General features: G+C 66.5%; 4 protein-coding genes and 1 pseudogene. 2 read left to right on the top strand and 3 right to left on the bottom strand.

The features are described 5' to 3' along the window. From uvrA to JWM94_RS00590, 3 genes are all read right to left on the bottom strand, one after another. On the bottom strand, positions 1-2373 hold a 2373-nt coding region (uvrA, locus tag JWM94_RS00580), incomplete at its 3' end, for an excinuclease ABC subunit UvrA (protein ID WP_299419666.1). A gap of 103 nt (positions 2374-2476) precedes the next feature. Then, a complete protein-coding gene (locus tag JWM94_RS00585; RefSeq protein WP_299419670.1) occupies positions 2477-2731 on the bottom strand; it encodes a hypothetical protein in 255 nt (84 codons plus the stop codon). Beyond that, entirely contained in the window at positions 2718-5078 is a 2361-nt protein-coding gene (locus JWM94_RS00590) for a DUF2235 domain-containing protein (RefSeq protein WP_299419674.1), read from the bottom strand. The genes JWM94_RS00585 and JWM94_RS00590 overlap by 14 nt, the downstream gene beginning before the upstream one ends. A 252-nt stretch (positions 5079-5330) precedes the next feature. Here JWM94_RS00590 and JWM94_RS00595 point away from each other — a divergent pair, with 252 nt between their 5' ends. Then, positions 5331-6107, top strand: a complete 777-nt coding sequence (locus JWM94_RS00595; RefSeq protein WP_299419677.1) for a DUF2171 domain-containing protein — start codon at positions 5331-5333, stop codon at positions 6105-6107. 134 nt (positions 6108-6241) lie between these two features. Then, a pseudogene (locus JWM94_RS00600) lies at positions 6242-7276 on the top strand (hypothetical protein); the annotation flags it as partial.

Raw genomic sequence — 7276 nt, forward strand, 5'->3', positions numbered from 1 at the left:
GTGGCCGTGGCACACGTCGCACGTGACATAGACGTCGGGGAGGAAGTGCATTTCGATCTTGAGCAGCCCGTCGCCGGTGCACGCCTCGCACCGGCCGCCCTTGACGTTGAACGAGAAGCGGCCCGGCTTGTAGCCCCGCGCCCGCGAGTCCTGGGTCTTGGCGAACAGGTCGCGGATGACGTCGAACAGCCCCGTGTAGGGGGCCGGGTTCGACCGGGGCGTGCGGCCGATCGGCGACTGGTCGATGTCGATGACCTTGTCGAGATATTCGAGGCCGGTGATCTTGTCGTGCGTGCCCGACAGGATGCGCGCACCGTTCAATTGCCGCGCCGCGCTGGCGTAGAGCGTGTCGATCGTGAAGCTCGACTTGCCGCTGCCCGACACGCCGGTGATGCAGGTGAAGGTGCCGAGCGGGATGCTCGCGGTGACGCCGCGCAAATTGTTCGCGGTGGCGTTTTCGACGGTCAGCTTCTTGCCGTTGCCTTTGGAGCGGAGCAGCGGGACGGGGACTTCGCGGACGCCGTTCAAGTAATCGGCGGTGATCGAGTCCTTGTGCGCGAGCACCTGATCGAGCGTGCCGTGCGCGACGATCTCGCCGCCATGGGCGCCGGCGCCGGGGCCCATGTCGATGACGTAATCGGCGGTGCGGATCGCGTCCTCGTCATGTTCGACCACGAGCACGGTATTGCCGAGGTCGCGCAGCCGCCGCAGCGTCTTGAGCAGCATATCGTTGTCGCGCTGGTGGAGGCCGATCGAGGGCTCGTCGAGGACGTAGAGCACGCCCGACAGGCCGGAGCCGATTTGCGACGCGAGGCGGATGCGCTGGCTCTCGCCGCCGGATAAGGTGCCGGAGGTGCGGTCGAGGTTGAGATAGTCGAGCCCGACATTGTTAAGGAAGCCGAGCCGTTCGAGGATTTCCTTGAGGATGCGCTCGGCGATTTCCTTCTGCTGCGCGCCGAGGTGACGGGGCAAGTCCTGGAACCACGCCAGCGCGTCGACCACCGAGAGGTGCGTCGCGTAAGAGATGTCCTTCATCGCGACCTTGACCGCGAGCGCCTCGGGCTTGAGCCGCGCGCCGTGGCACACCTCGCACGGTTGCGAGCTTTGGTACTTCGACAGCTCCTCGCGCATCCACGCGCTCTCGGTCTGGAGCAGGAGGCGGTTGAGGTTGCCGATCACGCCCTCGAAGGGTTTGCGCACATCGTACGACTTGCGGCCGTCGACGAAGGTCAGCGTGACCGGGCGGCCCTTGGTGCCGTGGAGGATGACGTCGCGATATTCCTGCGGCAGATCCTCCCAGCGGGTTTCGAGGCTGAAGCCGAATTCGCGCGCCAGGCTGCCGAGCACTTGCATGTAATAGGGGCTGGGCGGGTTCGATTTCGCCCAGGGCACGATCGCGCCCTTCTTGATCGTCAGGTCGTGGTTGGGGACCACCAAGTCCTCGTCGAAGATCATCTTTTCGCCGAGGCCGTCGCACGCCGGGCATGCGCCCTGCGGGGCGTTGAACGAGAACAGCCGCGGTTCGATCTCGGCGATGGTGAAGCCCGACACGGGGCAGGCGAATTTTTCGCTGAAGACGATGCGGTTGGGCGGAATCCCCGCGCCCTTCATCGCGCCGCCGTCATCGACTTCATCCTCGCGCCCCGGCACCACGCCGTCGACCAGATCGACGAACGCCAGCCCCTCGGCCAGCTTGAGCGCGGTCTCGAAACTGTCGGCCAGCCGCGTCGACAGATCGGGCCCGACCACCAGCCGGTCGACCACCACCTCGATGTCGTGCTTGTACTTCTTGTCGAGCGCCGGGGCCTCGTCGATCTCGTACAGCTCGCCGTCGATCCGGACGCGGGTGAACCCCGCCTTCTGCCACTCGAGCATCTCCTTGCGATACTCGCCCTTGCGCCCGCGCACGACCGGCGCGAGGAGGTACAGCCGCGTGCCCTCGGGCAAGGTCATCACGCGATCGACCATCTGGCTGACCTGCTGCGCCTCGATCGGCAGCCCGGTCGCGGGCGAATAGGGCACCCCGACCCGCGCCCAGAGCAAGCGCATGTAATCGTAGATTTCGGTCACCGTCGCGACGGTCGATCGCGGATTGCGGCTGGTCGTCTTTTGCTCGATCGAAATCGCGGGGCTCAGCCCCTCGATATGATCGACGTCGGGCTTCTGCATCAGCTCGAGGAACTGGCGCGCATAGGCCGACAGCGACTCTACGTAGCGCCGCTGCCCCTCGGCATAGATCGTGTCGAACGCGAGGCTCGATTTCCCCGAGCCGCTGAGCCCCGTGATCACCGTCAGCGTATCGCGCGGGATGTCGATCGAGACATCCTTGAGGTTGTGCTCGCGGGCGCCGCGGACGCTTATGTGAGTTAACATGACGGGGTGTTTGTTCCATATTTGTTCGAGCAGGGCAAGGGACGGGATTGCATCCCTTCGCCCCCAAAATAGGAACGAAACCGCGGATGTCAGCCAGGCATGATCAGCGTTTGCCCGCCGCCGTCCCGACGGGCGCAGTCTTACGCACCAGCAAGTAGCAGATCTCCAGCGGCTTCAGCGCGGCGCCGAAGACGGCCGGTGGTGTCGTCGCGGGCGCCGCCACCGTCGGGTCTTCGTCGAGCGCGCGTATCCTGACGCAGGCGGTGCCCTGGTTGTTGTCGTAGAAATGCCGCGACGGGATCAATGGCGCCACCGCGTCGTTGACGAAGAGTTCGAGCGGCCCGTCATCGGGCGCCACGAACTCCGCCGTATACACGTTGGCCAAACCCCGAACGCGTTTCACGTCGAGCGCTTCGAGATAGACTTGCGGCAGAAACGCGTTGGTCAGTTCGGTCGATCGGACCGCAGCAAGCGGCTGGAGCCACCGCGCCGCGACGATGCGCCGCCACGACGTGCCGATCCAATCCGCATACCATGGCGGGCTGGGCTGGGTACGTTGCGGCCATTGCGTGCCGAATGCCGCCGGCGTCAGCAGGAGGCCATCGGGCGAGGCATCGAGACCGGCGCCTTTTCCCATCCTTCCATTTGTCGACGACCGTGAAGTTGATGGCGTAGTGGCGCCCTTTTTTGACCGTGACGCCGGTCGGCGTGCACGCGTCGGCAGCCTTGAAATCGACATAGGTCGTATCGCCGACGGTGAAGGCATGGGTCGGTAGCGGGCGGCCGATCTTGTCCTGGCAAAAGCTGCCGGCGCTATCCTTGATCGCGCTGGTGGTCTGGCTGATTAGCGCCAGGCCGACGAGCGCCCCGACAATGAGGATGATCGGCCCGAGGACATTGGGCAGCACCTTCCATTTGAAAGTCTGAAGGCCGAACTGATACGTCTTGCTCTCCCGCACGCGACGCAGCGGCGAGTTGAGCCGCAGCGGCGGTTTCTTCACCCCTTCCTGCCTGCGATCGACCGCTTCCTCGCCGAACGCTTCGCGCCATAGGCGCCGGGTCCCGTCGCGCAGCTGCAGTTCGACGGCGTTGCTGCGCCCAAGCAGGACGAGAATAGCGAGGATCAACAACAGCGCGGCGAGCGGATTGCTCGACCAGGCGTCGATCCACGGACGGGTGAAACCGGGGAGCACATCCGCCAGCGCGCCGATCATCACGCCGATCCATTTGAGCATGCTGAACCGGAAATAATCGAGCGGCAATACGGGCATCGCCATGAGCAACGTCGTCGCCAGCACCGTCGAGAAATACAGGACGCGGCGCTTCCACACCTCGTCGAACAACGTGGCCTGGCGCTCGGCCCGCGCGGTCGCGACGGCCGGGTTGGCGAGCCGTTTGCGCACCGCCGCGCTCACCATCGGCGCGATGTTCTTTCCGGGCGGCAACGGCGGCACGATGTCGAACGACGCCGGCAATGTGATCGGCGCATAGTCGTCGGTGCCCGAATGAACCCGCGCGATGACGCTTTCGTGGACGTGGCATTTCAGCAGGAGCCCGCGCTGCTTGCCCTTGTCGGGCCCGTCTTCCGTTTCGACGATCGCGGGGTCGCGCAAGATATACGTGGCGGGATCGACCGGATGCAGCCAGGCGGCGATCCGGCGCGGCTGATAACGGTAATAGGCGGCCGTACCGCTGCGCGAATTGTGGATCGGGCCATAGCTGTTTTGCATGTCGTGGATGCGTTGCCTGGCGTCCTCGTGCAGGCGCAGATTCCGCTCGATCGCTCCTTCGATGATCCAGGCGAGCGAAACGTAGCTGAGGCTTTCGTCGGGATAGCCGCCGCCGACATCCGCGTGCATGCCGGCGAACCACACTTGCTGGATCCGGCCCGCAGGAACCTCCTCCGCATCGACCAGCCGTTTTTCCGCCACCTCGTCCCACAGCAGCGGATGGAAGGAATCGCGCTCGTCGTCGATCGACAGGGCATGCCGCGCCGACTGGACTTCCTTCGCCAGGGCGTAGTTCGGCATGCTGAGCGGGAAGATCCAATTGTCGATCGCCCGCGTCAATTCGGCGATCGGACCGCCATAGGCGGACACCGTATCCCACAGTCCGACATATTCGATCGTCGGCTTGAAATTATCGTCGGATTTGTAGGGCTCGATGCCGAACGTACGTTGCCAGACGGTATCCAGCGTGCCGCCGATCTGTCGTGCCACCCAATAGACCCCTTGGGCGATCTTCGCCCTGGGCCAGGCCTCGCGCCGCATTTGGCGATAGGCCTGGGCGGACTTGCGCAGCAATTCGCGCTCATCCTCATACTCGACCAGCCCCTGCGACGCGATCAACGCGATGACGACCCGAATGGTGAAGGCGCCGCGGCTGAAGCCGAATGCGTAGATGGAGTCGCCTTGGGTGCGATTGTGATTGCGGCAGGCGTAGCGGTAGAGCGTGAGGACGTTGCGCTTCAAACCGATGCCGAAAATCCCGGTCAGGATCGCCAGCGGCTTGAATGCCTGCGACCCGATGCCGTTGTCGTAATAGCCGACCTGCAACCGTTCGCCCTGTTCGGGATTCGGCCCCAAATCGGTGGCTTCATACAATCGCCAGACGTTCGTCTTGAACAGTTTCCCGCTGCCGTTTCCGGTTCCGTCGGAAAACAGCACGATCGATTTCGGCTTCCCGCTATCGGTTGCGTCTCCCATGATCCCCCTTTTGCAGCAGCCCCCGTCTCCAGGGCGGCAGCCCGCCGGGCAATTTGTAAGCCAGCCGCCCTTCATGACAAGGTATAGCGCATCCAATCTGAATGGGACGGCCGACCTGCGCGGCGATTTTCCCATCTGACGCGAGGGTGGCCGGTTAGCGTGGCCGGCAGCGTTTCCCGGAAAGGCAACCGTAACGCTGGCGCAACGACGCCGGCGGCGATAGGATGCGCTCGACCTCTGGGGAGAGCGACCATGACCGACCGCGCCGCGATCATTCCGGATATGCCGATCTTCGGGTCGGACGGCGCGCTGGTCGGGACGGTGCATCGCGTGTCGGGCGTGCGCATCATCGTCAACCGTGTCGGCGCGAGCGAGACCGACCAGCATGCCATCCCGCTCGCGCGTGTCGCGGAAGTGACCGACCGAGTTACGCTCGACTGCCCCGCCGCGGATGCCGGGCCGGAACGCACGGCGGCGGCGGGCGCGCGGCGATCCTTTCCGTTCGTCTGGCTCGGTGTCGGGGTGCTCGGGATCGCCCTGGCCTATGGCGGGGCGAGCATGATGATGCGCGGACCGCCCGCCCCCAAAGCATCGGCTGCGCCCACGCCGGTGGCGAGCCCGGAACGAGCGACGATTGCCGCTACGAAATCGACAGCGCCCACGCCTGCCGCACCGCCGCGTGCGACCGGCCCGGCCGAGGCGAACCCGGCAAGCCTGAACGCCTATCTGGCGTCCGACGCGCCGGCGGCGCAACGCTTCGCGCTCGACACCGCCTTCGCCGGCGGATCGGCGACGCTGAGCGCGGGCGGCGAGGCCAGCGTGCGCGGCATCGCCGGGGTGATGGCGACGCACCTCAACACCAAGATCAAGCTGGCGGCATCGGGCGGCGGGCTCGCGCTGCGCCGCGCGGCGGCGATCAAGCGCGCGCTGGTCGCTTATGGCGTCGCGGAGTATCGCATCGCGACCGGCGCGGCGCGCACGCCAGCGCGCGGCGGGTCCGGGGTAGAGCTGATCGTGCTCGCCAAATAGCGCGTTTTCCCGCCGCGATTGACTTGGGTCGGCGATCCGCCACGATGCTGCACATCGGCTGACGATGCGCGACAGCCGGGGTTCATCCCGGATGTGGAACGATCGCGCTGGACACGAACCGACAGGGGGTAGGGATGGGCGAGCGTAAACGCGGATTGGCAAACGGCAGCGCGATCGCGGCACTGCTGGCGCTGGCCGGCATGGCGGGCACCCCCGCCGTCGCCGCGCCGCCCGCGGCCAAGAAGGTCGCGGCGAAGAAGGTCGTCACAAAGAAGACCGCCAAAAAGAAGGTCGTCCGCAAGGCGACCGGGAAGAAGGCGGCCAAGAAGACCGCGCCGGCGCCGATCTTCCAGCCGATAATCTATGCCCCACCCGCACCGCCGGCCCCGGCATATTTCCCGCCCGCACCCCCCGCGCCGTCGCCCTACGCCGACCCGTCGCTCTATCGCTATATCGACGATGCCGACGCGTTGCTCGACACGGTCGGCACGTCGCCGCCCGATTACGGCTTTCGCTATGACGGGATCGATTGCTGGGCGTGGCAATTGAGCGGCGGCGAGCTGATGCTGGCCGAGCCGGTCGGCGACCATTACCGCTTTTATGCCTTCGACGGCGACGCGCCGTACCCGTTCTTCGTCGGCGACGGTGCCTATTCGTACGGCTTTGCCGGCCGCGCGCTGGCGGCGGTGTACGGCAGCGACGCGCATCTGGTCGCGTGGCGGCCGGGCGACGCGATCGCCGACGGCGCGCAGTGGCTGGCCGAGCGCGGCCGCGCGATGCGCGCGTCGATCCGCAGCCGCGCGCCTGTCGTCGCGACCGACTGGGCGGACAGTATGTGGTATTTCGGCGACCTCGGGCAGCGCTTCGACAGCTGGCGCGGGCAATCGGATTGGTCGCTTTATCGCACCGGGCCCGGCGCGCGCCACCGTCGCGACTGGCGCGTGCGGCTGGGCGACGAGAGCAACCAGCGCCGCGATCGCGCCGACCGCTTCGATCGCTGGCGGCGCGACGGCTATCGCGGAGCGCCGCCGCAGAACAACGGCGGATGGAACACGTCGCCCGGCACCGATCCGGGCCGGCGCCCGGGAGCGGGGCAAGGTCCGGGGCAGGGTGGCTGGACCGGCCGGCCGCGTCCGGCCGCGCCGCCGACCCCCTTTACGCCGCCGGCG

The organism is Sphingomonas bacterium (assembly GCF_028289855.1).
Classification (GTDB): Bacteria; Pseudomonadota; Alphaproteobacteria; order Sphingomonadales; family Sphingomonadaceae; genus Sphingomonas.